This is a genomic window from Dactylosporangium sp. CA-052675 (assembly GCF_050947935.1).
GTDB lineage: Bacteria > Actinomycetota > Actinomycetes > Mycobacteriales > Micromonosporaceae > Dactylosporangium.
This window is the reverse complement of record NZ_CP192010.1, coordinates 2084177-2110679: the sequence shown is the minus strand read 5'-3', so window position 1 is coordinate 2110679 and position 26503 is coordinate 2084177. Positions and strand designations below refer to the sequence as shown.

Annotated in this window: 25 protein-coding genes; 9 read left to right on the top strand and 16 right to left on the bottom strand. The window is 74.4% G+C overall.

The window, feature by feature from the left end:
• Nucleotides 1-138: 138 nt before the first annotated feature.
• The 6 genes from ACQP1P_RS09495 to ACQP1P_RS09470 form a co-directional block, all read right to left on the bottom strand.
• Nucleotides 139-1653 carry a PucR family transcriptional regulator gene (locus ACQP1P_RS09495; RefSeq protein ID WP_433085072.1) on the bottom strand — a complete coding sequence of 505 codons (1515 nt, stop codon included), beginning with the start codon at nucleotides 1651-1653 and terminating at the stop codon, nucleotides 139-141.
• A 67-nt stretch (nucleotides 1654-1720) separates the two neighbouring features.
• On the bottom strand, nucleotides 1721-2932 hold the full coding sequence (locus ACQP1P_RS09490; protein ID WP_433085070.1) for a hypothetical protein: 1212 nt from the start codon (nucleotides 2930-2932) through the stop codon (nucleotides 1721-1723).
• Nucleotide 2933: 1 nt separating this feature from the next.
• On the bottom strand, nucleotides 2934-4022 hold the full coding sequence (locus tag ACQP1P_RS09485) for a HesA/MoeB/ThiF family protein (protein WP_433085068.1): 1089 nt from the start codon (nucleotides 4020-4022) through the stop codon (nucleotides 2934-2936).
• Between the two features lie 281 nt (nucleotides 4023-4303).
• A complete protein-coding gene (locus ACQP1P_RS09480; protein WP_433085066.1) occupies nucleotides 4304-7138 on the bottom strand; it encodes an AfsR/SARP family transcriptional regulator in 2835 nt (944 codons plus the stop codon).
• A gap of 315 nt (nucleotides 7139-7453) precedes the next feature.
• Nucleotides 7454-8422, bottom strand: a complete 969-nt coding sequence (locus ACQP1P_RS09475) for an alpha/beta hydrolase (RefSeq protein WP_433085064.1) — start codon at nucleotides 8420-8422, stop codon at nucleotides 7454-7456.
• A 48-nt stretch (nucleotides 8423-8470) separates the two neighbouring features.
• The gene (locus tag ACQP1P_RS09470; protein ID WP_433085062.1) at nucleotides 8471-8776 is read right to left on the bottom strand and encodes a putative quinol monooxygenase; all 306 of its coding nucleotides are present in this window, start codon (nucleotides 8774-8776) and stop codon (nucleotides 8471-8473) included.
• A gap of 154 nt (nucleotides 8777-8930) precedes the next feature.
• On the opposite strand from ACQP1P_RS09470, the gene ACQP1P_RS09465 reads away from it, so the two are divergent.
• Entirely contained in the window at nucleotides 8931-9830 is a 900-nt protein-coding gene (locus ACQP1P_RS09465; RefSeq protein WP_433085060.1) for an AraC family transcriptional regulator, read from the top strand.
• A gap of 192 nt (nucleotides 9831-10022) precedes the next feature.
• Nucleotides 10023-10820, top strand: a complete 798-nt coding sequence (locus ACQP1P_RS09460) for a TrmH family RNA methyltransferase (RefSeq protein ID WP_433085058.1) — start codon at nucleotides 10023-10025, stop codon at nucleotides 10818-10820.
• Nucleotides 10821-11050: 230 nt separating this feature from the next.
• Here ACQP1P_RS09460 and ACQP1P_RS09455 read toward each other — a convergent pair whose 3' ends face one another.
• The gene (locus ACQP1P_RS09455) at nucleotides 11051-12172 is read right to left on the bottom strand and encodes an SPFH domain-containing protein (RefSeq protein WP_433085056.1); all 1122 of its coding nucleotides are present in this window, start codon (nucleotides 12170-12172) and stop codon (nucleotides 11051-11053) included.
• A 5-nt stretch (nucleotides 12173-12177) separates the two neighbouring features.
• On the bottom strand, nucleotides 12178-12612 hold the full coding sequence (locus tag ACQP1P_RS09450; RefSeq protein WP_433085054.1) for an NfeD family protein: 435 nt from the start codon (nucleotides 12610-12612) through the stop codon (nucleotides 12178-12180).
• Between the two features lie 120 nt (nucleotides 12613-12732).
• On the opposite strand from ACQP1P_RS09450, the gene ACQP1P_RS09445 reads away from it, so the two are divergent.
• A complete protein-coding gene (locus ACQP1P_RS09445) occupies nucleotides 12733-14043 on the top strand; it encodes a serine hydrolase domain-containing protein (protein WP_433089937.1) in 1311 nt (436 codons plus the stop codon).
• A 48-nt stretch (nucleotides 14044-14091) separates the two neighbouring features.
• Here ACQP1P_RS09445 and ACQP1P_RS09440 read toward each other — a convergent pair whose 3' ends face one another.
• On the bottom strand, nucleotides 14092-14898 hold the full coding sequence (locus ACQP1P_RS09440) for a DUF3097 domain-containing protein (RefSeq protein WP_433085052.1): 807 nt from the start codon (nucleotides 14896-14898) through the stop codon (nucleotides 14092-14094).
• Nucleotides 14899-14973: 75 nt separating this feature from the next.
• Here ACQP1P_RS09440 and ACQP1P_RS09435 point away from each other — a divergent pair, with 75 nt between their 5' ends.
• Nucleotides 14974-15756: a hypothetical protein gene (locus tag ACQP1P_RS09435; RefSeq protein WP_433085050.1), complete on the top strand. Its 783-nt coding sequence runs from the start codon at nucleotides 14974-14976 to the stop codon at nucleotides 15754-15756.
• A 1-nt stretch (nucleotide 15757) separates the two neighbouring features.
• Here ACQP1P_RS09435 and ACQP1P_RS09430 read toward each other — a convergent pair whose 3' ends face one another.
• The 7 genes from ACQP1P_RS09430 to ACQP1P_RS09400 all read right to left on the bottom strand — a co-directional run bounded on the left by ACQP1P_RS09430 (nucleotide 15758) and on the right by ACQP1P_RS09400 (nucleotide 22658).
• Nucleotides 15758-16546 carry an HAD-IIA family hydrolase gene (locus ACQP1P_RS09430; protein WP_350615321.1) on the bottom strand — a complete coding sequence of 263 codons (789 nt, stop codon included), beginning with the start codon at nucleotides 16544-16546 and terminating at the stop codon, nucleotides 15758-15760.
• A 23-nt stretch (nucleotides 16547-16569) separates the two neighbouring features.
• A complete protein-coding gene (locus ACQP1P_RS09425) occupies nucleotides 16570-17574 on the bottom strand; it encodes a ferrochelatase (RefSeq protein ID WP_433085048.1) in 1005 nt (334 codons plus the stop codon).
• Nucleotides 17575-17755: 181 nt separating this feature from the next.
• Nucleotides 17756-18529 carry an enoyl-ACP reductase FabI gene (gene fabI / locus ACQP1P_RS09420; RefSeq protein WP_433085046.1) on the bottom strand — a complete coding sequence of 258 codons (774 nt, stop codon included), beginning with the start codon at nucleotides 18527-18529 and terminating at the stop codon, nucleotides 17756-17758.
• 30 nt (nucleotides 18530-18559) lie between these two features.
• A complete protein-coding gene (gene fabG, locus ACQP1P_RS09415; protein ID WP_433085044.1) occupies nucleotides 18560-19264 on the bottom strand; it encodes a 3-oxoacyl-[acyl-carrier-protein] reductase in 705 nt (234 codons plus the stop codon).
• Nucleotides 19265-19654: 390 nt separating this feature from the next.
• Nucleotides 19655-20605, bottom strand: a complete 951-nt coding sequence (locus tag ACQP1P_RS09410; RefSeq protein WP_433085042.1) for a VWA domain-containing protein — start codon at nucleotides 20603-20605, stop codon at nucleotides 19655-19657.
• Nucleotides 20602-21465 (bottom strand): DUF58 domain-containing protein, encoded by an 864-nt coding sequence (locus ACQP1P_RS09405; RefSeq protein ID WP_433089935.1) that lies wholly within the window; start codon nucleotides 21463-21465, stop codon nucleotides 20602-20604. The genes ACQP1P_RS09410 and ACQP1P_RS09405 overlap by 4 nt, the downstream gene beginning before the upstream one ends.
• Nucleotides 21466-21521: 56 nt before the next feature.
• Nucleotides 21522-22658 (bottom strand): AAA family ATPase, encoded by a 1137-nt coding sequence (locus ACQP1P_RS09400; RefSeq protein ID WP_433085040.1) that lies wholly within the window; start codon nucleotides 22656-22658, stop codon nucleotides 21522-21524.
• A 271-nt stretch (nucleotides 22659-22929) separates the two neighbouring features.
• On the opposite strand from ACQP1P_RS09400, the gene ACQP1P_RS09395 reads away from it, so the two are divergent.
• The 5 genes from ACQP1P_RS09395 to ACQP1P_RS09375 are packed head-to-tail and all read left to right on the top strand — an operon-like array spanning nucleotide 22930 to nucleotide 26438.
• The gene (locus ACQP1P_RS09395) at nucleotides 22930-23112 is read left to right on the top strand and encodes an acetone carboxylase (RefSeq protein WP_433089933.1); all 183 of its coding nucleotides are present in this window, start codon (nucleotides 22930-22932) and stop codon (nucleotides 23110-23112) included.
• Entirely contained in the window at nucleotides 23109-23612 is a 504-nt protein-coding gene (locus ACQP1P_RS09390) for a PH domain-containing protein (RefSeq protein WP_433085038.1), read from the top strand. Before ACQP1P_RS09395 ends, ACQP1P_RS09390 begins: the two co-directional genes overlap by 4 nt.
• On the top strand, nucleotides 23609-25213 hold the full coding sequence (locus tag ACQP1P_RS09385) for a PH domain-containing protein (RefSeq protein ID WP_433085036.1): 1605 nt from the start codon (nucleotides 23609-23611) through the stop codon (nucleotides 25211-25213). Before ACQP1P_RS09390 ends, ACQP1P_RS09385 begins: the two co-directional genes overlap by 4 nt.
• 23 nt (nucleotides 25214-25236) lie before the next feature.
• A complete protein-coding gene (locus tag ACQP1P_RS09380; RefSeq protein ID WP_433085034.1) occupies nucleotides 25237-25641 on the top strand; it encodes a thioesterase family protein in 405 nt (134 codons plus the stop codon).
• A complete protein-coding gene (locus tag ACQP1P_RS09375) occupies nucleotides 25638-26438 on the top strand; it encodes an MBL fold metallo-hydrolase (RefSeq protein ID WP_433085032.1) in 801 nt (266 codons plus the stop codon). The genes ACQP1P_RS09380 and ACQP1P_RS09375 overlap by 4 nt, the downstream gene beginning before the upstream one ends.
• The last annotated feature ends 65 nt before the right edge of the window (nucleotides 26439-26503 follow it).

Sequence of the window (26503 nt, the reverse complement as noted above, 5' to 3'; positions counted from 1 at the left end):
GGTCAGCCGCGCAGCCCGGTCAGCCGCGCAGCCCGGTCAGCCGCGCAGCCCGGTCAGCCGCGCAGCCCGGTCAGCCGCGCAGCCCGGTCAGCCGCGCAGCCCGGTCAGCCGCGCAGCCCGGTCAGCCGCGCAGCCCGGTCAGCTGCGCAGCGCGTCCAGGGCCAGCAGGGCCACGTGCAGGGACAGGCACGCCTGCACCGAGTCGAGGTCGGCGCCGGAGACCTTGCTGATGCGCGCGAGCCGCTCGTAGAACGCGGGCCTCGACAGGTGGCTGTGCTCGGCCGCGGCGGACTTGTTGCGGCCGCACTCGAGGTACACCCGCAGCACCTCCAGCAGCTGCTCGCGCGGGTTGCGGGCGTCGTAGGCCAGCAGCGGGCCGAGCTCGCGCTCCACGAAGGTCTGCAGCCGCGGCTCGTCGCGCAGCATGTGCAGCAGCCCGGCCAGGCCCACGTCGGCGAGGCGGACGACCCCGCTGGCCGGATGGCGTACGGCGTCGGCGACCTGCGCCGCCTCGACGAGCGACCGGCGCGCCTCCCGGGCCGTGGAGACGATCTCGCCCGCCGCCACGATCGCACCGGCGTCGGACTTCTGGACCTTCTCGGCGAAGACGCGGATGACGTCCTCGGTCGCGTGCGTGAGGAGCACGCCCGTCGAGTTCGCGTCGAGCGCGCCGACGAGGCCCTTCACCGACATCTCGGACAGCAGCCGCTCGACTGACATCCGCGGCCGCACGACCACCCCGACCAGCGTGCGGCGCTCCAGGGGCACGCCGAGCGCCCGCGCCCGCAGCATCACCTCCTCGACCGGCATCGAGTGGTTGAGCAGCGCCTGGAGCAGGGTGCGCTGCGGCCCCTCGGGGTCGGGGTCGATCAGGCGCCCGAGCGCGAGGGCCGAGGCGGCGCGTTCGATGAGGATGACGTACCGCGCCTGCGCCGACGGCACCCGCATGAGCAGCCGGCCCCAGTCCTGCCCGCGGGCGCCCACGGCGGTCACCAGCCAGCCCGAGCCCGGGTCGAAGCCGGTGCGCCCGGCCGGGCGGATGGCCCGCGAGTGCGCCTCCCAGCTGGCCAGCAGCAGCTGCGCCGAGCCGCCGGCCGCGTCGTAGGCGAGCACCTGCCGCGAGAGGTTCTCGAGCACCACGGGCGCCCCGGACAGGGCCGCGGCCTGCGCGACGACCTCGGCCGGCCCGGCGCCCTCGACGGAGAGGTCGGTGAAGCGCTGGTGGATCTCCTCCGCCGCGCGCAGCTCGGCCAGCTGGGCGTCGATGATCATCGAGTGCACGGCCTCGGTGATGGCCACGAACGGCGTCCCGCGGTGCAGCTCGACGAGCGGCAGACCGACCGTGTCGGCCGTGCGCACCAGCACCGCCGGCAGCCGCCGCGCGTAGCGGCGCCCGAGCTCCACGGCCAGCCCGCACGCGCCGACCTCGGCGAGGTCGGTGATGTAGCGCCGCAGCCCCTCATCGTGCGCCGGCAGCCCGATCCCGGTGGTGAGCACCAGCTCCCCACCGCGCAGCAGCGTCGCGATGTCGGGCACCTCGGAGCTGTGCACCCAGCGGACGGCTTCGTCGAGCCCGCGCTCGCCCGCCACGACGCGCGGGGCGCCGTTGCGCACCGGCTCCAGCGCGAGCACCTCGCGGACGGTCGGAAACATCAGCGCGGATGCTACAACGGCGCGCGCGCCGCGCGAGGCCGCTCGGGCCGCCGGGCCGGTGCGGCGCTCAGAGCGGCAGGTCGGCCGGTCGGCGGGCCTGGCGCCGCATCGTCGCCGTGCGCAGCACGCGCAGGCCGCTGCGGGCCGCGCCGAGCAGCGCCAGCAGGGACGGCACGACGGCGATGAGCAGCGCGGCCAGGCCCGCCCAGGCCGCCGCCGTGCCCAGCCCGCCGGTGCGGATCGGGGCCAGGCACAGCCGCACGAGGTACAGCGTGCCGGGCACGGCGAAGGTCGCGAAGTACCCGAGCGCCAGCGCGATCCCGGGCACGTACAGCCACAGGTACCGCCGCGCCCACGCGATCTCGCCCGCGGCCGTGCCGGCCAGGTGCTCCTCGTCGGCCGGGGTCGCGCGGCGCAGGTACCGCCGCAGCAGCGCGCCCTTCGTGGCCCACAGCGTCTTGCAGCCCGTCGCGTTGACCAGCAGCGCGTAGGCGTCGGTGCGCATGAAGACCAGCAGCTGGGCGACCAGGGCGGTGACCTGCAGCAGCACCAGCGCCCGCAGCAGCCGCACGACCATCGGGCCGAGCGCGCCGGCCAGGGACGCCTGCGCCAGCAGCGCGGCGGCGAGCACGGCCAGGTCCCAGGCCACGCCGGCCAGCAGCGGGCCGTAGCGCGCCCGCCGCGGCAGGCTCCACAGGCGGGTCAGGTCGGCCTGGAAGGTGACGAAGTACAGCCGGCGGGTCACGGCGAGCCGGCTGCGCAGGCCGTGCCGGGCGGCGGCGAGCACGTGAGCGGCCTCGTGCAGGGCGGCCGCCGCGATGCCCAGCGCGCTGACGGCGACGAGGTTGAGCAGCTGGGTGTGGAACGGGAACCCGTCGCGGTACGACGGGCGCAGCGACGGCACCGCGACGAGCAGCACCGGCACCGCGAGGGCGGCCAGCGCGTAGACGGCCCAGGCCAGCGGATGGAAGAGCGCCGCGCCGGCCCGCCGGCGCACGCGGAAGCCCGCATCGCCGCCCCCGCCCTCGCCGGCCGCCTCGGCGAAGAGGCCCTCGTCCGCCAGGGTGGTCAGGAAGCCGGGCACGTCGACCGGCTCGCCGGCCGCCTCGGCGGCCCGCCGCTCGCACTCGGCGACGTCCACGCCCTCCTGCAGCCACTCGATGATCCGCGCGCCGAGCGGCGGCACCTCGACGTACTCGGCCGTGTGCGGGCTGCCCACCACGTAGCCGTCCCCGTCGGCGACCAGCGTCAGGGCCCTGATCTGGGTCAGCGACGGCATCTCAGGCCGCCGCCGCGGGGCCGCACAGGGCGCAGGCCGGGTGCCGCGGCCACGGCTCCCGGGTCGTGCGCATCCCGTCGGCCAGCTCGAAGGTGTGGTACGTCGCCGCCGCCACCGGCGGGTCGGTGCGGGTCAGGTACCGCCCGGTCTCCAGCGCCATGAACCCGGCGAGCACCTGCGCGACCGGCCCGGTGGCCCGGTTGACGAACTCCCCCGACAGCAGGACCGACTGCCCGGGCTCCGCCGCCGCTCCCTCGTCGGCGCGGTTGAGCTCCAGGCACAGCCGGCACGGGCTGACCCCGGGCTCCACCGACCAGTAGAACAGGGTCGAGTACTGCAGGCCGCCGGTCACGAACGGCACGCCCAGCCCGAAGCAGGCCTCGTTGACCAGCAGCTGGATGTCGGGCGGGGAGTCGATGCAGCTCACCACGACGGACGCGCCCGCGCCGAGCCGGCGGATCGTGGCGGCGTCGGCGATCCGCTCGTGCACGGCCTCGACGGCCGTGGTCCCCGGGGAGTAGCGCGCCGCCCAGTCCCGCGCCGCGTCCACCTTGGCCCGCCCGACGTCGCCGTGGGCGTAGGCGAACTGCCGGGCCAGGTTCTTCTCCTCGACCATGTCGAAGTCGACCAGCCGGACCCGCCCGGCCCCGAGGCCGACCAGGGACTGCAGGACCCCGCTGCCCACCCCGCCGGCGCCGAGCAGCAGCACGTCGGCGTCGCGCATGGCCCGGTGGAAGGCCGCGCCGGGGCGGCGCAGGCCGGCGAAGAGGTCGTAGAAGCGCAGGTTGCTCTCGTAGCGCCGCAGGGTGTCCGGGTCGAGCCCGGCGTCGGAGTCGGCCGGCAGCAGCACGCCGACCTCGTCGAGGGCGGTGACGGCGGCCGCCATGTCGGCCTCGGTGACGGTGTAGCCGCGCTCGCGCATGGCGCCCGGCAGCGCGGCGACGGGGTGCGCGCCGCGGGCCAGGACCTCCAGCAGCGCCGCGACGCTGCCGTCGGGGTCGGCGAGGTACGTCAGCTCCAGGGAACGCCCGACGAGCACCACCTCGGCGGGGCGCCGGACGACGGAAATGGGTTTGAGCCTGGGCCGCATCGGCCCTCCTCTCGGGGATGCACTGCCGGGCGGGAAGGGGGCCGGCCGGCCCGGCACCGAGGCCGGGCCGGCCGGACATGCGCTACAGCGCGCCGACGACCTTGTTCTCCGGGTCCGGGTGGACCCGCGTGGCCTCGATGCGCTCGACCTTCTTGACCGTGATCTTCATGGGATCTCCTTGGTGTCGTGACGGATTGACGGGGCTTCCCGTCCGGCCACCAGGCTGGACCCGGCCGCGTGCAGCCGGCGTGCAGCCCGCGTGCAACCGGCCCGCGGCCCCGCTAGGAGCGCCGGTCGAGGGCTTCCAGGTGGGCGCGGACCGCGGCCCGGTCCATCCGCCGGCCCCGCGCGAGCGCCGCGGCGTAGGCGTCCGGGTCGAGCCGGGACGCGACCGCCTCGACGTGGCCGGGCGCGTTGCGCGGGTCCATGCGCTCCGGGGCGTAGCCGACCCGGCCGCCGAGCGCGTCGACCGCGCCGAGCAGCACGGCGCCGTCGGCGGGCCGGCCGGTGTGCGCGAGCGCGCCCGCCAGCAGGTGCGCGGTGGCCAGCCAGCCGGTCACGTCGTCCTGCTCGTCGAGGTCGGCCACCGCCCGGGCGGCCAGGCGCAGCGCCTCCTCGTAGGCCCCGGCGCCCAGCGCCAGCTCGGCCCGCATCCACCGGGCGGAGGAGGCGGACCAGGCGAAGCCGCTGCGGGTGCCGGCCTCGATCGCCTCGTCGAGCGCGGCGGCGGCACCCTCCAGGTCGCCGCCGGCCCAGGCGACGTGGCCGATGCTGATGAGGGCCTCGGCCAGCAGCCAGTCCTCGCCGCACGCCACCGCCAGGGCGTGCGCCTCCTCCCCCGCCCGGCGGCCCTCCTCGGCGCGGCCCGACAGGCCCAGCAGCAGGGTGTGGTAGACCGCCGCGCGGGCCAGCGTGGCGGGGGCCCCGCCCTCCCGGGCCAGCTCCAGCGCGGCCCGGATCGCGGCGCCGCTGGCCGGCAGGTCGCCGGCGAGGTACCGCAGGCAGGCGACCCCGGTGAGCGCCCTCGCCCGGGCGTCCTCGGCCGCGTCCGGGGCGGCGGCGAGCGTGGCCTGCAGCCAGCGCAGGCCCTCGACGATGTGGCCGCCGCGGTACCAGAACCAGCTCAGGTCGCCGGCCAGCCGCAGCGCGGCCTCGGCGCCGTCGGGGTCCTCCAGCCCGTGGGCGAGGGCGGCGCGCGCGTCGTCCTGCTTGGCCGCGACGGCGCGGAACCACCGGGGCGCGTCCGGCCCGCGCAGCGCCCGGTCGGCCTCCGCGGCGAGCTCGCAGGACCACGCGAGGTGGCGGCGGCGCAGCTCGGCGCGGCCGTCGGGGGTGAGGCGGCGCTCGGCGTACTGCCGCAGGGTCCGCAGCATGCGATAGCGCCGGGGCCCGGCGACCGGCAGCACCGTGACGAGCGACGTGGTGATCAGCCCGGTCAGCGGCGCGAGCACGCCGCCGCCGGTTCCGGCGACCCGCTCGACGGCGTCGAGGTCGAACGGGCCCGCGAAGACGCTGAGCCGCGCGAAGAGCTCCCGCTGCGGGCCGTCCAGCAGCCGGTAGGTGGCATCGACGGCGCCGTCGAGGCTGCGGTGCCGCTCGTCGACGTCACGCCGCGGGCTGACCAGCGCCCGCGGGTCGTCGAGCCGGTCCAGGATCTGCGCGGGGGAGAGCGCGAGCACCTGGGCCGCGGCCAGCTCGACGGCCAGCGGCAGCCCGTCGAGGCGCTCGCAGAGGGCCGCGACGACCGCCCGCTCGGCCTCGCCGCAGGTCCAGCCGGGCGCGACGGCCGCGGCGCGGTCCAGGAAGAGCTCCACCGCGGCCGTGCCCGCGGGCAGCGGCGGCACCGCGTACGACCGCTCCCCCGCGATGCTCAGCGGCGAGCGGGACGTGAGCAGGACGCGCAGGCCCGGCGCCTCGGCCAGCAGGCGGCGGACCACCCCGGCCAGCGCGGCGAGGAGCTGCTCGCCGTTGTCCAGCAGCAGCACGACCGGCCGGTCGCCGACGGCCTCGGCGATCCCGTCCACGCCGGTCGGCACCGCCAGCCCGAACGCCTGCGTCAGCGCCGGCTCCAGCAGCGTGCCGTCCTCGACGCCGGCGAGCTCGGCGAGGCGCACCTCGGCGGCCAGGCCCCGGCACAGCTCCATGGCGAGCCGGGTCTTGCCGACGCCGCCGGGGCCGGTGACGGTGACCAGCCGGTGCTCGTCGAGCAGCGCCCGGACCTCGGCGCGCTCCCGCTCCCGCCCGACGAAGCGGTCGAGGCCGGGCGGGATCGCGTTGACCGGCGCGGGGGCGGGAACGGAGACGGCGGCCGGCTCCGCGGCCGGCGCGGGGGCCAGCGCGGGGGCCGGCGCGGGGGCCAGCGCGGGGACCGGCGCGCACGCCAGCGCGGGGTCCTGGCGCAGCATCGCCCCGGCCAGCGCCTGCAGCTCCTCGCCCGGGTCGAGGCCGAACTGCTCGGCCAGCAGGGCGCGCAGCTCATGGTAGGCGGCCAGGGCCTCGGCCGGGCGCCCGGCGCGGTACAGCCCCAGCATGAGGTGCGCGCGGCTGCGCTCCCGCAGCGGCTCTCCGGCCACGACCTCGGCCGAGCGGGCCACCGCCTCGGCCGTGCGCCCGAGCGCGAGCAGGCACTCGACGCGCACGTCCTCGGCGACCCGCCGCAGCTCGGTGAGGCGCGCGATCTGGGCCTGGGCGAACAGCTCGCCCGCCACGTCCAGCAGCGCCGGGCCGCGCCACAGCCGCAGGGCCGCCTCGGCGGCGGCGAGCGCGCCGGCCGGGTCGCCGCCGGCCAGCGCGGCCCGGGCGCCGGAGAGGCCGGCCTCGAAGCGATGGGCGTCGATCTGTGCGGCGTCGGCCACCACGCGGTACCCGCCCGCGTGGTGGCCCAGCGCGTCGCGGCCGAGCGCCCGCCGCAGCCGCGACATGTAGCTCTGCAGCGCGTTCACCGCGCTCGGGGGCGGGTCGTCGCCCCAGACGTCGGCGATGAGCCGGTCGGCGGCGACGTACCGGCCGGGGTGCAGCAACAGCGCGATGAGCACGGCCCGCGGCTTGGCCCCGCCGAGCGGCACCGCCGCCCCCGCGACGACAACCTCCAACGGCCCCAGGATCCGGAAGTCCACGCTCCTCCTCAGCGACGGTTCGCACCCGAGCCGAGGATGGCACACGCGCGCACCGGCCCCGCCCGGCGCGGCGGTGCCGCGGCGTCCTGCGCCGCCGCGAGCCGGCTACCGCCTGCGCTCCGTGCTCGGCGACGCGCCCGCAGGATCACCCGCCCGTGTCGCAGCGAGCATCCTCCGGCCGCGGCCGGCCGTGCCGGCGAGCGCGGGCGCGCGTCCCCGAACGCCGCCATCCGGCCGAATCCGGCGTTACCGGCCGGGAAGCCGAACGTGTTGCGCGGCCACGCCGTCCTAGTCGACTGTCGCCACGGTGCGCGCCTAGGCTTCCGCGGCCGGGCCCAGCACCCGCGCGAGCCAGTCGTTGCGGGTGCGGCGCGCGGCGGTGGAGACCCGCGCGTTGGGGTACAGCGCGTCGAATCCGTGGCAGCCCCCCGCCCAGATGTGCAGCTCCGCCTGGCCGCCGGCGGCCCAGATCCGGGTGGCGTAGTCGACGTCCTCGTCGCGGAAGACCTCGGCGGTGCCGGCGTCGATGTACGTGGTCGGCAGGCCCGAGAGGTCGTCGGCGACGGCCGGCGAGACGTAGCCGGGCACGTTGCCGGCGGTGCGGTCGCCGAGCACGGACCGCCATCCGAACTCGTTCATCTCGCGGGTCCAGACGCCGGGGCCGCCGGAGTACTGCCGGCTCGAGGTGGTGTTGTTGCGGTGGTCGAGCATCGGGTAGATCAGCATTTGCGCGGTGATCGCGGGGGTGCCGCGGTCGCGGGCCATCAGGGTGACCCCGGCGGTGAGGCCACCACCGGCGCTGGCACCCGCGACGACGATGCGGGACGGGTCGATGCCGAGCTCGCCGGCGTGCGCGGCGGTCCACAGCAGACCCTGGTAGCAGTCGTCGACCAGGGTCGTGCCGGTGGCCTCCGGCGCGAGCCGGTAGTCCACGGAGACCACCACGGCCCCGAACAGGTCGAGCCATTCGAGGGGGATGTCGAGCTGTGAGAAGCGATCGCCCATGACCATCCCGCCGCCGTGCATCCAGTAGACGCACGGCGCCGTCGTGGAGGGGTCGGCCCACGCGGGAGCGAAGATCGACAGTGGGATCTGGGCGCCGTCGGGGCTCGGGACGGTGATCTCGCGCCGGGTGACGGCGCGACCCTCGAGGAAGGGCTCGACGGGCGCCGCAGCGAAGTGGCGGACCTGTGCGAGCGTCTCGGAGGTGAGCTCGGAGGCGAGCGGAACGCCGGCGAGGAGGGCGCGCAGCTCGGGGTCGATGTCGGGGCGGGCCGGTGTCACGGTGGGCTCCTTGGCTCGTGGTCGGGTTGCCGTCGGGTCCGGTCGATCTCAGAAGGCGGCCTTGCCGCCGGCCGGAACCTCGTCGGTGTACTGCGGCTCGCCGGCCAGCAGCGGCTGGAGCCGCGCGACCAGCGCCTGCGCCGGCTCGGTCGCGAAGAACCGGCTGTGGGCCTCCTGGCTGGTCCACCCTTCGGTGACGAAGACGGTGTCCGGGTCGCCGGCCGAGCGGCCGACCAGGAAGACGATGCAGTCCTCGTTCGGCAGAGACGGCGCGTTGAGCAGGAGCTCGACCAGCTCGTCACCCTTTCCGGGCTGCGCGGTCATGGTGGCGTGGAAGCCGTGGGCGACGCTCATGGGACTCTCCTTTTCGTGGAGCTGTTGTGCGCTCCTGGGATATCGACCAGCCCATGTAATCATCGCTACCTGCGGAAACGTTAGAACGATGCTCTTGACCTCTTGCCTGATCCTATCGTTGCGGCGAGTATCGTGCGGTGCTTGAATCGGGGTCATGGCCCTCGACGAGTTGCGCACCCTGCTCGCCCGGCACGTGCGGCCCGACCAGACCACCGCCATCGACGACGTCCTGATCTCGCAGGTCGACCAGCCGCAGCCGCCGTCGTCGTCGACGTCCGGCACGGTGCTGGCACTCATCGCCCGGGGCGCGAAACGGCTCGCGCTCGGCGACCGTGTGTACGAGTACCGCGCCGGGCAGTACCTCGTCGCCTCGGTCGACCTGCCGGTCACCGGCCACTTCACCGAGGTGCCCGCCGCCGGGTTCGGCCTGATCCTGCACCCGCGCATGATCGCCGAGCTGCTGCTGCAAGCGGCCCCCGGCGACCTCCTGCCCGCCGGCGGCGGCACGCCGTCCGCCCTCGCCGTCAGCACCGCGTCCGGCGAGCTGCTCGACGCGGTGATCCGGCTCCTGCGCCTGCTCGAACAGCCACGTGACCGGGCCGTGCTCGCACCGATGATCAAACGGGAGATCCTCTGGCGGCTCATCACCGGCGAGCAGGGTGCCGTCGTCCGCCAGCTCGGCCTCGCCGACAGCAGCCTCACCCACATCGCCCGCGCGGTCGGCTGGATCCGCGAGCACTACGCACAAGCCTTCCGCGTCGAGGACGTGGCGCAGCTGTCCGGCATGAGCGTGTCCGCGTTCTACCGCAACTTCCAAGCCGTCACCGCGATGAGCCCGATCCAGTTCCAGAAACAGATCCGCCTCCAGCAGGCCCGGCTGCTGCTCGCCACCCACCCCGACGACGTCGCCGGCATCGGCCACCGCGTCGGCTACGACAGCCCCTCACAGTTCAGCCGCGAGTACCGCCGCCAATTCGGCGCACCGCCGAGCCAGGACGCCGCCCGTCTGCGCGGCCTGCCGCCCGGCACCGGCACCGCAGCGGCCCTGGCGTAAGGGTGCTGGATCGCGACGGCGAGGTCGAAGCCATGCCCGCGGTGCCGCCCGATGGCCACCGCACCGAACGGACGGCGAGGACCCGGCCGACCCCCACGGTCCTGATCGACACGAGACCGATGGCCGACGTCGGCCGCGGTTGGTGGCCCTCGCGTCCCGCACGGCAGAATCGACCTGGTGCAGGCCACGGAAATGATCACCACCCCGCTGGATGAGCGGCTCGCCGACTACCGGGCACTCACCGACGTCGAGCTCCGGACCCGCTGGGAGCCACCCAACGGCCTGTTCATCGCGGAAGGAGAACTCGTCCTGCGCCGAGCCCTCCGAGCCGGCTACCGGCTCCGCTCGGTCCTCATCGACACCAAACGCGTCTCGCAACTCGACGACCTGAACCTGGTGGACGTACCCGTGTACACCGGCGACCAGGCGACGCTCGAGGCCATCACCGGCTTCCACGTGCATCGGGGCGTCCTGGCCTCGTTCCACCGCAAACCCGAGCTCGGCGCCGAAGCGATCCTCGGGACCGCGCGACGACTCGCCATCCTGGAAAATATCAACAACCACACCAATCTCGGCGCCCTCTTCCGAAGCGCGGCAGCCCTCGGCATGGACGCCGTGCTGCTCTCCCCCACCTGCGCCGACCCGCTGTACCGCCGCAGCGTCCGCGTCAGCATGGGCGAAGTCTTCGCCGTCCCCTACGCCCACCTCCACCCATGGCCCGACGCGCTCGCCGACGTGCGGAAAGCCGGCTTCACCGTGCTCGCGCTCACCCCGGCCGCCGACGCCGTGCCCATCCAACGCCTCACCACGGCACAACGCGAAAAGCCCGCCCTGCTCCTCGGCGCCGAGGGCCCCGGCCTCACCGGCGGCGCCCTCGACGCCAGCGACGCCCGCATCGTCATCCCCATGCATCGCGGCGTCGACTCGCTCAACGTCGCCAACGCGGCGGCCGTCGCCTTCTGGGAACTCAGCCGCGCCGAACACCCGTGATCCGGACCCTCCCCGAACGCCGGCCGCGCTGCCTCGCCGCGTCCCGGTGGGGGGTCCGCACCGACAACGCGTCCTCCCTACGCGCGCCCGGAGCCGTGGCCGCCGGCGCCGGCCGCCGTGCGCGCCGCGGGGTTCACGGTGCCGGCGATGACCCCGGCCCCGGACGCCATCGCGCTGCGACGACGGCGAGGGCCGCCCGGGCGGACCGGACGGCCCTCGAACCCGTGCGATCAGGCGTTGTCGCGCTGCTCCGTGGGCAGGGAGCCGAACGCCGGGGCCGCCGCGCCCGGGGAGCCGGGCAGCTCGCGCGTCGGCTGGTCGCCCGACACCTGGGCCGCGGCCGCCGCCGCCTCGGCGTTGGCCGCCGCGGCGGCCTCCTCCGCGGCGCGCCGGGCCTCCAGGACCTCCTCGGACTCGGCCTCCTCGACCGAGGACTGGTCGACGTGGCGCGAGCGCTCCTCGTTCGACATGGTGCTCATCCCGCCCAGGGCGCCCCCGATGCCCTCCAGGGCCTTGGTGAGCTCGACCGGGAGGATCCACAGCTTGTTCGACTGGCCGGCGGCGATCTGCGGCAGGGACTGCAGGTACTGGTACGCCATGACCTTCGAGTCCGGGTTCGCCAGGTGGATGGAGTCCACGACGGTCCGGATGGCCTTCGCCTGGCCCTCGGCGGTCAGGATGCGGGACTGCCGCTCACCCTCGGCCCGCAGGACCGCGGCCTGCTTCTCACCCTCGGCGGTCAGGATCTGCGACTGCTTGAGGCCCTCGGCGTGCAGGATCGCGGCGCGGCGGTCGCGCTCGGCGCGCATCTGCTTCTCCATGGAGTCGCGGATGCTCGGCGGGGGCTCGATCGCCTTGATCTCGACGCGGGTGACCTTGATGCCCCAGCGGCCCGTCGTCTCGTCCAGCACCCCGGAGAGGTGCCGGTTGATCTCGTCGCGGCTCGTGAGGGCCTTCTCCAGGTCGAGGGAGCCGATCACGTTGCGCAGCGTGGTGACGGTCAGCTGCTCGATCGCCTGCAGGTAGGAGAAGATCTCGTAGGTCGCGCGCACGGAGTCGACGACCTTGAAGTACAGCACCGTGTCGATCGAGACGACCAGGTTGTCGGACGTGATGACCGGCTGGGGCGGGAAGTTGACGACCGCCTCCCGCTTGTCGACCTTGTTGCGCACGGAGTCGATGAAGGGCACGAGGATGTTCAGGCCGGGCGTGAGCGTCCGGCTGTACTTCCCGAGCCGCTCCACCACGTACTCGACCTGCTGCGGCACCACCTTCACCGACTTGACGACGGTGATGATGGCGATGAGGGCGGCGGCGATGACGACCACCGCCAGGAACACGCTTGGATCCACTGGGCTCAGTCCTTCCACACCATTGCGGTGGCACCCTTGATCTCGATCACCCGGACCCGCTCCCCCGCGGCGAAGGTCTGCGTGGCGTCGTACGGGCGGGCCCGCCACAACTCCCCGTCGATCTTGATCATGCCGCTGTCGGTGTCCACATCCTCCATCACAAGCGCCATCGAGCCCTCGATGGCCTCGACACCCATCTGGGTGTCGCGTTCGTCGCGGTGCATGTACCGGCGCAGCGTGGGGCGCACCGCCACGAAGGACAGCGCGCTCACGACGGCGAAGACGGCGGCCTGGATCGGCTCGTTGGCCCCCAGGGCGGCGGCCCCGGCGGCGGCGAACGCGCCGATCGCGAACATCAGCAGCACGAATGTGGTCGTGAAGATCTCCGCCGCGACGAGCGCGGCGCCGACGATCAGCCAGACGATCAGCCAGACATCCACCCCTCGATCGTGTCACGACGATGCACGTCGTGCCGCTTCCGGCGGCCGCCCGTTGCGGGAACCTTGCGAAAGTCCCGCCACCCTTGCGCGATGTGGACAGTTGGGCTGATCGTGACCCCCGTGCCCCTCCTGCCCGAGACCACCGCCCACATCGATGCACGCATCGCCCGCGCCCACGCCGGCGCGCGGGTGCCGACGCTGGTCGCGGGCGTGGTGCGCGACGGCGCCCTGGCCCACACCGCGCACGCCGGCCCCTTCCGGCCCGGGACGCAGTTCCGGATCGGCTCGATCACGAAGACCATGACGGCCGCGCTCGTGCTGGCCCTGCGCGACGAGGGCCGGCTGGCCCTCGACGACCTGCTGTACCGCCACCTGCCCGGCACCCCGGTGGGCGCGGTGACGCTGCGCCAACTGCTCGGGCACGCGGGCGGCGTGCAGCGCGAGCCCGACGGCGACTGGTGGGAGCGCAACGGCGGCACCGACGTGGAGACGTTCCTGTCCACGCTGACCGCGGACAAGGTGGCGTACCCCCCGCTGCACGGCTTCCACTACTCCAACCTCGCCTACGGCCTGCTCGGCGCGGTGGTGAGCCGGCTGGGCGGCGAGGACTGGACCGAGATGCTCGGCAAGCGGCTGCTGCGCCCGCTCGGGCTGGAGCGCACCACGTACGCCGCGGCCGAGCCGTACGCCCGCGGGTACGTCATGCACCCCTGGCTCGACCGGATGCGCGAGGAGCCGCACCCGGACGCCGGCGCGATGGCCCCGGCCGGGCAGCTGTGGTCGACCGTCGAGGACCTGGCGCGCTGGGCCGCGTTCGTGGCCGACCCGGACCCGGCGGTGCTGGCCCCGGCGACGATGGACGAGATGTGCGCGCCGTTCGTGCTCAGCGACCTCGAGTCGTGGCGCGCGGGGCACGGGCTCGGCATCCAGCTGTGGCGGCGCGGCGAGCGGGTGTTCGTGGGCCACAGCGGCTCGATGCCCGGCTACGTGGCCGTGTTCGCGGCCCACCGGCCCTCGCGGACCGCGGTGGTCGCCTTCGCCAACGCGTACACCATGCATCACCCCGGCGGGCTGAGCGCCTTCGGCCTCGACCTGCTCGAGACGGTCCTGGACCGCGAGCCGGTCCGCCCGGCGCCGTGGGCCCCGGGGCCGCCCCCGCCGGCCGAGATCGCGCCGCTGACGGGGCGCTGGTGGTGGATGGGGCGCGAGTACGAGGCCGGCTGGGCGGACGGCGCGCTCGTGGTGACCCCGCTGACCACCGGCGACACGCCGTGGCGCTTCGAGCCCGACGGGCCCGCGGCGGACCGCTGGCGGGGCCGTTCCGGCGAGAACGACGGCGAGGTCCTGCAGGTGCGCCGCTCGCCGTCGGGCGAGGTGGTCGCGCTGGACATCGCGACCTTCGTGTTCACCCGCGAGCCCTGGCCGATCTAGAGGCCCGATGAAGAGGCCCGATGAAGAGGCCCGGTCGAGAGGCCCGGTCTAGAGGTCTTCGTCGGGTTCGGTCACGAAGTCGATGAGCCGCTCCATCGAGTTGATCAGCGGCGTCTCCACGTCCCGGAAGCTCGACACCGAGGCGAGGATGCGCCGCCACAGCTCGGCCGGCTCGGCGACCCCGAGAGCCGCGCAGACGCCCTCCTTCCAGGGCTGCCCGGGCGGCACGACCGGCCACGCCCGGATGCCGAGCGCCGCGGGCTTCACGGCCTGCCAGACGTCGACGTACGGGTGCCCGGTCACGAGCACGTACGGCGACTGCACCGAGGCGACGATCCGGCTCTCCTTCGAGCCTGGTACCAGATGGTCCACGAGCACCCCGAGCCGCGCCACCGGCCCGGGCCCGAACGCCCGGACGGCGGCGGCGAGCTCGTCGATGCCGTCCAGCGGCTCCACGACCACGCCCTCGACGCGCAGGTCGTCGCCCCAGATGCGCTCGACCAGGGCGGCGTCGTGGATGCCCTCGACCCAGATCCGGCCGCGGCGGGCCACCCGGGCGGTGTGCCCGGCCACCGCGATCGAGCCCGAGGCGGTGCGCTGCCGCTGCGGGCGGGCACGCTGCGGCGCGGGCCGCACCAGGGTCACCGGGCGCCCCTCGAGCAGGAACGCGGCCGGGTCGAGCGGGAAGTTGCGCCGGTTGCCGTGCCGGTCCTCCAGCACGACCGCGCCGAACTCGAAGCCGACCACGGCCCCGCAGAACCCCGAGTCGGCGTCCTCCACGACCAGCTCGAGCTCGGCCTCCACCACGGGAACCGCCCGCCGGCGGCGCCAGTCGTTGTTCGCCAGGACATCCATGGGCGGGAAGCGTATCGGCTGACGGCCTGTTCGCCTGCGAGACATACCGGCACGTCAGCACGTACCCTTGCTCCCATGTCCCCCGCAGCACGCGCGGCGACCCTCCAGGCGCGCCGCTCGGCGCGTTTCGTGGCATGGGTCCGGGCGTGGCGCGCCGGCCTGGTGCCGTGCGACGACGCCGCCGCCGAGATCTCCGGCGACGAGGAGCACATGGTCTCCGACGTCCCCGGCACCTGGACCGACGTGTCGCTCGCCGACGCCCTGCCGTCGCTGTCGAAGCTGCACCCGGACGAGGTACGCCTGGTCCTGCCCGCACCCGGCGACCCGCGCGGCCTGCCCGGCCCCGGCCCGTTCACGGGCGCGGCGCTGCTGGCCGGCGAGGGGGTGCTCGCGGGCCCGCTGGGCTTCGTGCCGGAGGTCCGCCTGCACACCTCGGGCTCGGGCGACGAGTTCGAGACCGTGCGCTGGCAGGTGTTCGCCCTGCCGCAGGATCGCCCCCCGGCCCACGAGCCGACCGCGGCCGAGGCCGAGGCCGAGCTCTCCGCGGAGCTGGTCACGGCGACCCGGACCCTGGCCAAGCTCGACATCGCCCAGTGGCGCCCCGAGCTGGCGGGCGCGATCGAGGCCATCCGCAGGCCCGACGGCGCGACCGACCTGCCACCCGGCTACGACCCGCGGGCGCGGCGGCTCTACGCGCGCGCCAGCACCCTCGACCGCGTGCTGGCGCTGGCCGAGCACGCGGCCCCGGGCGGCGCCGTCAACGGCTACGAGGTCCAGCAGCGCGACGCCGCCCTGCGGCCCCTGACCACGGCCTGCCGCCGGGCCCTGGTGGCCGCCTGCAACGCCCCGCTGCTGTAGCTCAGACCTCGTCGATCAGGTGCGCCACTGACGGGATGATGCGCGAGGGGCGGTAGGGGTAGCGCTCCACGTCCGCCGTCGTGCTGATGCCGCTGAGCACGAGGATGGTCTCCAGGCCGGCCTCCAGCCCGCACAGGACGTCGGTGTCCATGCGGTCGCCGATCATGGCGGTGGTCTCGGAGTGGGCGTCGATGCTGTTGAGGGCCGAGCGCATCATCATCGGGTTGGGCTTGCCGATGAAGTACGGCTCGATCCCCGTGGCCTTCGAGATCAGCGCGGCGACCGCCCCGCAGGCCGGCAGCGCGCCCTCGTTGGACGGCCCGGTGGCGTCGGGGTTGGTGCAGATGAACCGGGCGCCGTTGTTGATCAGGCGGATCGCGGTGGTGATGGCCTCGAAGGAGTACGTCCGGGTCTCGCCCAGCACCACGTAGTCGGGCTCGGTGTCGGTGAGGATGTACCCGACCTCGTGCATCGCCGTGGTGAGCCCCGCCTCGCCGATGACGTAGGCGGTGCCTCCCGGCCGCTGCGTGTCGAGGAACTCGGCGGTCGCCAGCGCGGAGGTCCAGATCGCGGACTCCGGCACGTCGAACCCTATGCGGCGCAACCGGGCCTGCAGGTCACGCGCGGTGTAGATCGAGTTGTTGGTCAGGATCAGGAACGGCTTGCCGGACGAGCGCAGCCGGTTGACGAACTCCGGTGCGCCCGGCACGGGCTCGCCCTCGTGCACGAGGACCCCGTCCATGTCGGTGAGCCAGGACTCGATGGGCTTGCGTTCTCTCACGCGCAACATACTCCCTCAGCAACGTTTCGAACCTATGCGCGTTTCGGTGACACGCAGCAGTCGTCCGGGCAGAAATCCCAGGTGGGGACGGTTCCGAGCGCGTGACGCACATTACTGTGAGCAAGGACGCGCTCCTCGACGAGCTCCCGGACCATGTCGGCGAACCGCGGGTCGGCGCCGGGCGTCCCGGCCCGCGCGTAGGCGAGCCCGAGCCGGGCCGCGGTCGCCGCGGCCTCCTCGTCGAGGTCCCAGAGCACCTCGAGATGATCGGACACGAACCCGACCGGGCTGACGACGACCTCGCCGACCCCGTCCCCGGCGAGCGCCTCGAGGTGGTCGTTGACGTCCGGCTCCAGCCACGGCACCTGCGGCGGCCCGGAGCGGCTCTGCCACACCAGGTCCCACGCCAGCCCGGGCGCGGCGCGCTCGGCGACGAGAGCGGCGGCCTCGCGCAGCTGGGCCTGGTAGCGCCCGACGCCCCCGGGCCCGCTGGCCGCGTTCATGGCGGTCGGGATGGAGTGCGCGGTGAACACCAGCCGCGCGGGCGCCTTCCCGGGCAGGGTGGCCAGGGCGGCCCGCACCGCGTCGGCGTGCGGCTCGATGAAGCCGGGATGGTCGTGGTAGTGCCGGATCTTGTCGATGACCGGGGCGCCCGGCACCTCGGCCCGGGCCCGGTCGATGTCGTCGAGGTACTGCCGGCAGGAGGAGTTCGACCCGTAGGCGCTGGTGACGAAGGCGATCGCGTGCCGCACGCCGTCGTCGCGCATCTGCCGCACGGTGTCGGCGAGCATGGGGTGCCAGTTGCGGTTGCCCCAGTAGATCGGCAGGTCGATCCGCGGCCGCAGCGCGTCGAGCAGCTCGCGGCACTGGGCGTTGATCGGCGAGACCCCGCCGAAGTGCCGGTAGTGCCCCGCGACGGCCTCCAGGCGCTCGCGCGGGATGCCCCGGCCGCGGGTCACGTTTTCCAGGAACGGCAGGACGTCGTCCTGCCCTTCCGGACCGCCGAACGAGAGCAGGAGGAACGCGTCGTAAGCCACGCGCACCATTGTGCTCCTGGGTGATGCGCCCGCCGCTGCGGCCCGTGGGCCTGGTGCGGTCTTCGCCCTTGGCCCGCGGACCTGGCTGGGCGGCCCTGCCCGGCCGAAGGCCTTCAGGGCCGCCCATTGTCTGGCGGGAGCAACGGTCAGCTCGTGACGCGGACCCGAGCAGCAATCATGCTCAGGAGGTGCCGCCGATGGCGTGGTAGCCGCCGTCGACGTGCACGATCTCGCCCGTCGTGGCCGGGAACCAGTCCGACATCAGCGCGCAGCAGGCCTTGCCCGCGGCCGCCTGGTCGTAGAGGTCCCAGCCCAGCGGCGCGGCCTTCGCCCAGCTGTCCTCGAACACCGCGAAGCCCGGGATCGACTTCGCCGCCATCGTGCGCAGCGGGCCCGCCGCCACCAGGTTCACGCGGATGCCGCGCGGGCCGAGCTCGCGGGCCAGGTAGCGCGACGTCGACTCGAGGCCGGCCTTGGCCACGCCCATCCAGTCGTACACGGGGTAGGCCCGCGTCGCGTCGAAGTCCAGGCCCACGATCGAGCCGCCGGTGCCCATGAGCGGCAGGCAGGCCACGGCGAGCGACTTGAACGAGAACGTCGACACGTGCACCGCCGTGGCCACGTCCTCCCACGGGGCGGTCAGGAAGTCACCGCCGAGGCAGGACGCCGGGGCGAAGGCGATGGAGTGCAGCACGCCGTCGAGGCCGTCCACGTGCTCGCGCACCTTGTCGGCCAGGCCGTCGAGGTGCTCCTGGTTGGTCACGTCGAGCTCGATCACCGGCGCCTCCTGCGGCAGCCGCTTGGCGATGCGCTCCACCAGCGACAGCCGGCCGAAGCCGGTGAGCACGACCTTGGCGCCCTGCTCCTGGGCGAGTTTCGCGGCGGCGAAGGCGATCGACTGGTCCGTGATGATGCCGGTGATCAGCAGGCGTTTGCCTTCGAGCAGTCCACCCATGATTGCGCAATCTCCCTCAGAAAAAAGTCGTCAGTGGCCCATGCCCAGGCCGCCGTCCACGGGGATGACGGCGCCGGTGATGTAGGCGGCGGCGTCGCTGGCCAGGAACGTCACCACGTCGGCGACCTCCTCGGGCTTCGCCATGCGCCCCAGCGGGATGTTCTTCCTGTACTCGGCCTGCGTCGCCTCCGGCAGGACCGCCGTCATGTCCGTCTCGATGAAGCCGGGCGCGACCACGTTGGCGGTGATGTTGCGGCTGCCGAGCTCGCGGGTGATCGATCGGGCCATGCCCACGAGTCCGGCCTTGCTGGCCGCGTAGTTCACCTGGCCGGGGCTGCCGTAGAGGCCCACGACCGAGGAGATGAACACGATGCGGCCCCAGCGGGCGCGCAGCATCTTGCTCGCGGCGCGCTTGGCGCAGCGGAACGAGCCGGTCAGGTTGGTGTCCACGACGCCGGTGAACTGCTCCTCGCTCATGCGCAGCAGCAGCGTGTCCTGGGTGACGCCGGCGTTGGCGACGAGCACCTCGACCGGGCCGAGCGCGTTCTCGACCTCGGTGAAGGCGGCGTCCACGGCAGCACTGTCGGTGATGTCACACTGCACGCCGAACAGACCCTCCGGCGCCCCGGAACCGCGGTGCGTCACCGCCACGCGGTCACCCTGCTTGGCAAACGCCTGCGCGATCGCCAGTCCGATGCCCCGGTTGCCGCCGGTGACCAGTACGGTCCTCGCCACGGTGCCGCCTCTCCAAGCTCGTGGAAATCTGTAGGGAGCGTAGGTGTTACCGCATGGTAGGTCCCAATGCGCCGGGCGGCTGATGCCGGGTTCGGCGACAGGGCGTAGCATTGGGGCCGTCCGGCACCCGGCCGTATCGACGGCTGGGTCCCTTCCGCTGACCGTCCGGCACGGCAGCTGCTCCCAGGAGGTGATCGCTGTGCGAAGTAGCGATCCCTCCAGTCGTGGCCGGTAACAGCAGATCACCCGCCACGGCTTCCGTGTGTCTGTTCTCTCCTTCTGTCTGAGACAACACCCGTTGGAGCATGTCGTGAGCCGTTTCGTCGCGCCCGTTGGCTTCTTCCTGGCCGCCGCCTGGGTGGCCGCGCTCTTCTACCTCGTCGGCGCCCACTAGGGCAGGCGCGAGCCCCACAGCAGGCTCAGCCCGCCCGCGCACAGCGCCAGCAGGAACCCGAACCCGAGGTACCACTGGGTGATCTCCCGCGGCTTCGTGCGGAAGCCGATGGAACTGCCCATGTCCGAGTAGACCCGCTTGAGCTCGTCCTTGCTGGCGGCCTCGTAGAAGTACCCCTTGGTGACCTCCGCCACCTTCTGCAGCGAGGGCCGGTCGACCGGGACCCGCTGCGGCGTGTTGCCGATGCGCACCACGCCCTCGTCGGTGCCGAAGGCGATCGTCGACACCGGCACGTTGGCCGCCGACGCCGCCGCGGACGCGTCCTCCAGCGAGCGGCCCGCGGTGCGGAAGCCGTCGGAGAGCAGCACGATCCGGGCCGGCGGCGGGCCGGCCGCGCCGTCCGCGGGCACCGTGCGGATCGCGTCGAGGCTCGTGAAGACCGCCTCGCCGGTCGCCGTGGACTCCTGCAGGGTCAGGCCCTCGATGGCCTGCATCACCGAGTTGCGCTCCTTCGTCGGCGAGACCAGCACGCTCGCGGTCTTGGCGAAGGAGACCAGCCCGACGTTGAAGCTCGGCGGCAGCTGCTTGACGAAGTCGACGGCCGCGGCCTTGGCCGCGTCGATGCGCGTCGGCGCCACGTCGGTCGCCTGCATCGACAGCGACACGTCGATGGCGAGCATGATCGTGGCCCGCTCCAGCGGCTCCTTGGTGTCGACCGACGGGCGGGTCAGGCCGAAGGCGAGGATCACCAGGCTGAGCAGGAACGCCGCGGCGCTGACGTGCCGGCGCGCGCCGATGCCCTTGGGCACCAGGCTGCTGAGCAGGTCGACGTTGGTGAAGCGCACCGCGAACGCGCGGCGATGCACCTGCCGCCAGATGTAGATGCCGATGACGCCCGCGACGGGAATCAGGGCCAGCAGCCACCACGGCGAGAGCAGACGGATCATCGGGTCGTACCTCGAGTTCGAGCGTGTCGCTGGGCCGCGACGAACCGGACGATGTCCAGGAGCCAGTCGGAGTCGGTGCGCAGCCGCAGGTGGGCCGCGCCCGCGCCGCGCAGGGCCGAGGCTATCTCAGCCCGCTGGGCGGCGGCCGCGTGCGCGTAGCGGTGGCGCAGCTTCGGGTCGGCCGTCTGCACCTCGTGCATCCGGCCCGTCTCCGGGTCCACGAGCGCGATGACGCCGACGTTGGGCAGCTCCAGCTCCCGCGGGTCGACGACCTCGACGGCGAGCAGGTCGTGGCGCACGCCGAGCTTGCGCAGCGGGCGCGCCCACTGCTCCGGCGGCGTCATGAAGTCGGAGATCACCACGGCCAGGCCGCGCCGGCGCGGGGGCCGGTTGAGCATGTCGATGAGCGCGCCGAGGTCCGCGCGGCCGGGCCGGCCCCGGGTGAGCGCGATCGTGCGCAGCAGCCCCTGGGCGTCCTTGCGGCCGGGGCGCGCGGGCAGGCGGGTCAGGTCGTCGGCGGTCCCGACGACGGCCCCGATGCGGTTGCCGCCCCGCACGGTCAGGTGCGCCACCGCGGCCGCCGCGGCCACCGCGAGGTCGCGCTTGAGGTACTGCGCGGTGCCGAAGTCGAGGCTGGCGCTCAGGTCCACGGCGAGCCAGGTCTCCAGCTCGCGGTCGGCGACGGTCTGGCGGACGTGGGGCAGCGTGGTGCGCGCCGTGACCGGCCAGTCCATGCGGCGCACGTCGTCGCCCGGTCGGTACTCCCGCGACTCCCCCGCCTCCGTGCCCGGCCCGGGCAGCAGGCCGAGATAGTCACCCTGCAGCAGCCCGTCGAGCTTGCGCGTGACGAGCAGTTGCATGCGGTTGAGCACGACTTCCGCCCGGGCGTCGTCCAGGCCGGTGCCGCCGTGAAGCTTCACCGACCCGGCCACGTGGTGATCGTGGTCGTGCCGCCCGGACCCGGCTGCCCCGGCTGCCCGGGCTGCCCCGGCTGGCCCGCGGGGGCGGTGGTCGCCTGCTGGCGGGGCGCGACGGTGGGCGGCGGCACGGCGGCGAGCACCCGGCGCACGACGTCGTCGGCCGGGATGTCGTCGGCGAGCGCGTCGTAGGAGAGCACGAGCCGGTGGCGCAGGATGTCGGGGGCGATGTCCTGCACGTCCTGCGGCAGCGCGTAGTCGCGGCCGCGCAGCAGGGCCAGCGCGCGCGACGCCCGCACGATGCCGAGCGAGGCGCGGGGGCTGGCACCGTACTGAATCAGGTGCGCGATGTCCCCCAGCCCGTGCTCGGCCGGGGCGCGGGTCGCGACCACCAGCCGCACCGCGTAGTCCACGAGCGCGTTGTGCACGAAGACGTCGTCGGCCTTGTCCTGCAGCGCCATGAGCTCCTGGGTGGTGAGCACCGCGGCCGGCTCCGGGGTCTTCACGCTGACCCGGTAGACGATCTCGCGCTCCTCGGCGTCGGTCGGGTACCCCACCTGGATCTTCATGAGGAACCGGTCGCGCTGGGCCTCGGGCAGCGGGTAGACGCCCTCCTGCTCGATCGGGTTCTGGGTGGCCATCACCAGGAACGGGCGGGGCACGTCGTAGGTCTCGCCGCCGATCGACACCTGCTGCTCGGCCATGACCTCCAGCAGCGCCGACTGCACCTTCGCGGGCGCGCGGTTGATCTCGTCGGCGAGCAGGAAGTTCACGAACACCGGCCCGAGCTCGACGTCGAACTTCTCGCTGGACTGCCGGTAGATCCGGGTGCCGACGATGTCGGCCGGGACCAGGTCGGGGGTGAACTGGATGCGGGAGAAGGTGCCGCCGACGACCCGGGCGAGGGTCTCCACGGCGAGCGTCTTGGCGACGCCCGGCACGCCCTCGAGCAGCACGTGGCCACGGCACAGCAGGGACACGAACATCCGCTCGATCATCCGGTCCTGGCCGACGATCACCCGCTTGACCTCGAACAGCGCCCGTTCGAGCACGGTCGCGTCCTGAGCTGGGGTCGAGACAGGGTTGTTCGGCTGGGTCACCGGTCCTCCACGCGCGCGCTTGTACTTCCCAGTCAACCTAACGTCGGAACAAACCTAACGCCGGTCAACCTAGCGTCGCACGGCGCGGCGACCGATCGCGATCCGATGCTCCTGAGAGCCTACTGGGAGTTGCCGTCCCGCCACCTTGGCCCGATATATCGCATATGTGGCTATCGATTCGGGGGATTTTCGTCACCGGCCGGGCGCGACGACTGGACACCACCCGTACCGCAGTGGGTACGATTCACCCGTCGCCGGGCGGCTTCCCCCGTGGCCGCCCGGCGCTCACACTCTTGGCGTGGACGAGATGATCTGCTCCGCGAAGGGTTGCCGTTCCGAGGCCCGCTGGCAGCTGCTGTGGAACAATCCCAAGCTGCACACGCCCGAGCGGCGCAAGATCTGGCTGGCCTGCGACGAGCACCGGGCCTCGCTCGGCGAGTTCCTCGCGGTGCGCGGTTTCCTGCGCGAGACCACTACGCTCGAGGGGTGAACGCTCCGGTCGCGCCCGACCCGCTGCGCCCATGGCCCGACACGGTCGAGTGGCGGCCGATCTCGGCGCGGTACTACCTCGTCCGCCTCGCCGTCCTGGGCGTCTGGGTGCTGATCCTCACCCTCGCCGCCCTGGTCGCCGCCGTGCTGTGGTCGGCGTGGGGCTACGCCGCGGCCGTGGCGATCGTCGCCGGCGGCGCCCTGCGCGCGGTGTTCCTGCGCCGGTCCATCCGCGCCTGGGGCTACGCCGAGCGGGCCGAGGACCTGCTGGTCCGCCACGGGCTGCTCGTGCGGCGGCTGTCGATCGTGCCGTACGCCCGGATGCAGTTCGTCGACGTGACCGCCGGGCCGATCGAGCGCGCCGCGGGCCTGGCCACGGTCACCCTGCACACGGCCGCCGCGGCGAGCGACGCCACCGTGCCGGGCCTGGAGGCCGCCGAGGCCACCCGGCTGCGCGACCGGCTCGCCGCCCTGGGCGAGATCCGGGAAGAGGGTCTGTGACCGAGCCCCTGACCCTGCCGCGGCAGCGTCTGCACCCGCTGACGCCGCTGGTGCGCGGGGCCAAACTGGTCGCCCTGGCCGCCGTCGCCGTCTCCTGGCGCGGCCTGTCCGACCTCGGGCTGCTGCACTGGCTGATCGCCATGGTCGTGATCCTCGTCGGCGCGGTGCTCGTCTCGGCGGTGGTGTGGGCCGTGACCGGGTTCGAGGTCGTGGGCCGCGAGCTGCGCGTCCACGAGGGCCTGCTGTCGCGGCGGGTGCGGACCATCCCGCTCGAACGGGTCCAGGCCATCGACGTCGTGCGGCCCGCCCTGGCCCGCGTGTTCGGCCTGGCCGAGCTGCGCCTCGAGGTGATCGGGGGCAGCAAGGCGGAGGCGCCGCTGGCGTACCTCACCGTCGCCGGCGCCACCGAGCTCCGCGCCTGGCTGCTCGGCCTCGCGACCGGGGCCGCGCCCGCCGCCCCCGACGACGAGCGCCCGCTGTTCGGTGTGGACAACCGCCGGCTGCTGCTCGCCCAGGTGCTCACCCCGCAGCTGCTCGCGGTGCCCGTCGGCGCCGCGTTCGTCATCTGGCCGGCGCTCGCGCACCCCGACTGGACCCTGATCGGCGTGGCGAGCACCGTCACCGCGTTCCTCGGCGTCTTCCAGGTGCCGGTGCGCCGCGTGCTCGACGAGTGGGACTTCCGCATCGCCGACGACACCGCGGCCCTGCGCGTGCGGCAGGGACTGCTGAACAAGCGCAGCCAGTCGGTGCCGCCGCGGCGCGTGCAGGGCGTGAAGCTGACCTGGCCGCTGCTGTGGCGCCCGGCCGGCTGGGCCCGGGCGCGCATGGACGTGGCCGGCTACGGCGGTGACGGCGACGAGCGGCTGCGCGCGGGCACGCTGGTGCCCGTCGCCGCGGCCTCCGACGCCGCATCGGTGGCTGCTTCGGTACTGGCTGAGGCCGTCATCGCCGCCCCCGTCGACGTCACCGCGCTGCCCGTGAGCCGCCCGCCCCGCCGCGCCCGGTGGCTCGGCCCCTGGTCGTGGTCGCGCATCGGGGTGGCCGTGACCGGCGACGTGGTCGTCGTGCGGGAGGGCGTCCTCACCCGCGAGCTCGTGGCCGTGCCGCTGGCGCGGGTGCAGAGCGTGCGGGTCGTGCAGGGGCCGCTGCAGCGCGCGCTGTCGCTGGCGACGGTGACCGTGGACACGGCGGGCGGCCTGGCCGCGACCGCCCGCCTGCGCGACGCCGGGGACGCCTACCGCCTCGCCGGCGAGCTGGCCGCGCGCTCCCGGGCCGCGCGCCACACGTTCGCGGCTCGCCTGGCCGCGGCCGCCCCGCCGCCCGCGGCGCCCGAGCCACCGTCGCCCGCGCCACCCGCGGCGCCCGCGCCACCGCCACCCGCGCCACCCGCGGAACCCGCGGCGCCCGCGCCGCCCGCGGCGCCCGCGGCGCCCGCGGCGCCCGCGCCACCGTCGCCCGCGCCACCCGCGGCGCCCGCGGCGCCCGCGGCGCCCGCGGCGCCCGCGCCACCGTCGCCCGAGCCTGCGGCGCCGGAGCCCGCGGCGCCGGAGCCCGAGCCGCCCGCGGCGCCGGCGTTCGGATTTCCCGCACCCGGGCAATGACCGCGGTCGCTAGTCTTGGGGGTATGCAGCCGAGCGAGCGCCCCACGGTCGATGCCGCCTCCTGGGTCGGCGCCGTCACCCGCGTCGAGCTGACGGTCACCGACGCCGACACCGCCCAGGCCCTCGGCTCGGGCGACGTCCCGGTCCTGGCCACGCCGCGCGTGCTGGCCCTGGCCGAGGCCGCGACCGTCGGCGCCACCGCGAGCCGCCTGCCACCCGGCTGGACGACCGTCGGCACCCGGGCCGACCTCGAGCACCGCGCCGCCACCCCGATCGGCGGCCGCGTGGTGGCCGAGGCCCGCCTGGCCAAGGCCGACGGCCGCCGCCTCACGTTCGAGATCGTGGTCCGCGACGGCCGACAGGTCGTGGCGGAGGGGCGCGTCGAGCGGGTCATCGTCGACCGTGCGCGGTTCCTGGCGTCGTTATGACCGTGCTGCGCGAGATCGCCGCGGGGGTGCACGTGCTGCGCCACCCGGTCCTCGACGTGAACGCCACCCTCGTGGTCGGCGGCGAGGCGGCCCTCGTCGCCGACACCCTCTCCACCGCCGCGCAGGCCCGGGACCTGCTCGCCGCGGTCCGCCGCGTCACGCCGCTGCCGGTCCTCGTCGTGAACACCCACCACCACTTCGACCACTGCTTCGGCAACATGGTCTTCGCCGCCGGCGGCTGCCCGATCTGGTCGCACGAGGAGGCCGCCCGGCTGGTCGGGCCGGCCCTGCGCGACCGGGCCGTGCACGAGCACCCCGACCTGGCCGCCGACCTCGCGGCCGTCACCCCGACGCCCGCGACCCGGCTCGTGCGCACCGCCGCCGACCTCGACCTCGGCGACCGGCCGGTGCGGCTGCGCCACTACGGCCGCGGGCACTCGATCGGCGACCTCGTGGCGCTCGTACCCGACGCGGACGTCGCCGTCGCGGGCGACCTCGTCGAGCAGAGCGGGCCACCCCAGTTCGACGACGCCTTCCCGCTGGAGTGGCCGGACACGGTGGCCGCCCTCCTGGCCGAGATCGGCCCGCAGACGCAGGTCGTGCCCGGCCACGGGTCCGTGGTGACACGCCGGTTCATGGCGGCGCAGCACGAGCAGCTCGCCGCGCTCGCCTGGCTGATCCGGGAGGGCGACGCGGACGGCGCGCCACCGGAGCGGCTCGCGGCGAAGTCACCGTTCCCGCACGAGACCACACTGCCGGCGATCCACCGGGGCTACCTGCACCTGAACCAGCCCTGATCCCGGTTCTCCTAGCCTTCTGGCCTTTTGGGGGCTTCTGCCTTCTGGCCTCCTGGGGCTTCTGC

What these genes read in the sequence shown, in the direction of transcription:
- fabI (WP_433085046.1), bottom strand. Translation starts at nt 18,529, where the DNA reads ATGGGTGGACTGCTCGAAGGCAAACGCCTGCTGATCACCGGCATCATC.
- ACQP1P_RS09380 (WP_433085034.1), top strand. Translation starts at nt 25,237, where the DNA reads ATGCAGCCGAGCGAGCGCCCCACGGTCGATGCCGCCTCCTGGGTCGGC.
- ACQP1P_RS09405 (WP_433089935.1), bottom strand. Translation starts at nt 21,465, where the DNA reads ATGCAACTGCTCGTCACGCGCAAGCTCGACGGGCTGCTGCAGGGTGAC.
- ACQP1P_RS09470 (WP_433085062.1), bottom strand. Translation starts at nt 8,776, where the DNA reads ATGAGCGTCGCCCACGGCTTCCACGCCACCATGACCGCGCAGCCCGGA.
- ACQP1P_RS09485 (WP_433085068.1), bottom strand. Translation starts at nt 4,022, where the DNA reads ATGCGGCCCAGGCTCAAACCCATTTCCGTCGTCCGGCGCCCCGCCGAG.
- ACQP1P_RS09495 (WP_433085072.1), bottom strand. Translation starts at nt 1,653, where the DNA reads ATGTTTCCGACCGTCCGCGAGGTGCTCGCGCTGGAGCCGGTGCGCAAC.
- ACQP1P_RS09375 (WP_433085032.1), top strand. Translation starts at nt 25,638, where the DNA reads ATGACCGTGCTGCGCGAGATCGCCGCGGGGGTGCACGTGCTGCGCCAC.
- ACQP1P_RS09460 (WP_433085058.1), top strand. Translation starts at nt 10,023, where the DNA reads ATGATCACCACCCCGCTGGATGAGCGGCTCGCCGACTACCGGGCACTC.
- ACQP1P_RS09410 (WP_433085042.1), bottom strand. Translation starts at nt 20,605, where the DNA reads ATGATCCGTCTGCTCTCGCCGTGGTGGCTGCTGGCCCTGATTCCCGTC.
- ACQP1P_RS09395 (WP_433089933.1), top strand. Translation starts at nt 22,930, where the DNA reads ATGATCTGCTCCGCGAAGGGTTGCCGTTCCGAGGCCCGCTGGCAGCTG.
- ACQP1P_RS09490 (WP_433085070.1), bottom strand. Translation starts at nt 2,932, where the DNA reads ATGCCGTCGCTGACCCAGATCAGGGCCCTGACGCTGGTCGCCGACGGG.
- ACQP1P_RS09465 (WP_433085060.1), top strand. Translation starts at nt 8,931, where the DNA reads ATGGCCCTCGACGAGTTGCGCACCCTGCTCGCCCGGCACGTGCGGCCC.
- ACQP1P_RS09435 (WP_433085050.1), top strand. Translation starts at nt 14,974, where the DNA reads ATGTCCCCCGCAGCACGCGCGGCGACCCTCCAGGCGCGCCGCTCGGCG.
- ACQP1P_RS09440 (WP_433085052.1), bottom strand. Translation starts at nt 14,898, where the DNA reads ATGGATGTCCTGGCGAACAACGACTGGCGCCGCCGGCGGGCGGTTCCC.
- ACQP1P_RS09430 (WP_350615321.1), bottom strand. Translation starts at nt 16,546, where the DNA reads ATGTTGCGCGTGAGAGAACGCAAGCCCATCGAGTCCTGGCTCACCGAC.